The sequence below is a fragment of the Gilliamella sp. Imp1-1 genome, from assembly GCF_001690415.1.
Classification (GTDB): Bacteria; Pseudomonadota; Gammaproteobacteria; order Enterobacterales; family Orbaceae; genus Gilliamella; species Gilliamella bombi.
This window is the reverse complement of record NZ_LZHK01000123.1, coordinates 1-1,060: the sequence shown is the minus strand read 5'-3', so window position 1 is coordinate 1,060 and position 1,060 is coordinate 1. Positions and strand designations below refer to the sequence as shown.

Annotated in this window: 2 protein-coding genes; one reads left to right on the top strand and one right to left on the bottom strand. The window is 33.7% G+C overall.

Features of this window, described 5'->3' with window-relative positions:
- A partial coding sequence (locus A9G38_RS10010; RefSeq protein WP_065623263.1) for an IS3 family transposase occupies positions 1-589 on the top strand: 589 nt, incomplete at its 5' end.
- 257 nt (positions 590-846) lie between these two features.
- On the opposite strand, the gene A9G38_RS11825 is transcribed toward A9G38_RS10010, so the two are convergent.
- The gene (locus A9G38_RS11825) at positions 847-1,002 is read right to left on the bottom strand and encodes an integrase core domain-containing protein (RefSeq protein ID WP_141671754.1); all 156 of its coding nucleotides are present in this window, start codon (positions 1,000-1,002) and stop codon (positions 847-849) included.
- Positions 1,003-1,060: the final 58 nt, after the last annotated feature.

Below are 1,060 nucleotides of genomic sequence, written 5' to 3'. Positions count from 1 at the left end.
CATGGCGAAAAATGGCTGGGTTTCGAAATACACCTGTAAAAAATATTGTATTCATACAGAAAAAAGCAATGAATCGCTGGTGGGGAATGAACTGAATCGAGAATTTAATATAGGTCAACCACGAAAAATATTGGTGACCGATTTAACCTATGTAAGGGTTAAACAACGTTGGCACTACCTTTGTGTAATTGTTGATATCAGTAATCGAGAAATAGTGGGGCGAAGTGCTGGCAGGCATAAAACAGCGGCACTGGTCATGCAAGCTATGAGTCAAATTCCAATGAACTTACAGACGATTGAGTTGTTTCATTCTGATAGAGGAAAAGAGTTTGATAATCATTTGATTGATGAATGTTTAACAGCATTTGGAATTAAACGGTCCTTAAGTCGCAAAGGCTGCCCCTATGATAACGCAATTGCAGAAAGCACATTCAAAGCAGTGAAAACAGAATTTGTGTCAAATACTATTTTTGATTCACTGGCGCAACTTAAATTGGAATTTAATCACTATGTGGATTGGTTTAATTATAATCGACTTCATTCAACATTAAATTACCAGTCGCCGATTGAATACAAAAGAAATCGATGACCTTATCTTTTTGGTACTAAAAAGTGTGGACATACCATATTTACGATGGCATAGAGATAAAGTATTTAACAAATGATAATTTAGTGGCAGTAAAATGCGGTTGAAAATATTCTTATGTAGATAAATATGTTTATATATGTATTTCTAACAGCTTAATTTAATGACAGATTTTTGATTTTTTAACATTACTTTTCCTATCCATAAGTAAAAAAAGTAATGTTATTTCATTTATTAACTGTAGGAAAACGCAGAGTTGTTTACACTTCATGGTTAAAATAATCCTCTAAAAACTCATAAGGCGTTTTCCCTGAAATCGCTTTATGTGGTTTAACGGTATTATAAAAATTAATAAAGCGTTTCAGTTTTTGTTTTCTATCTATTGAATCGCTAAATATATGCTGATTATGCCACATCGCAATTCAAAGTTCGTATCACTCTTTCGGCTTTCCCATTCGTTTGTGGGCAGGCGGG

Excerpts from the sequence above, each read along its gene's own strand:
- A9G38_RS11825 (WP_141671754.1), bottom strand. The coding sequence starts at position 1,002 with ATGTGGCATAATCAGCATATATTTAGCGATTCAATAGATAGAAAACAA.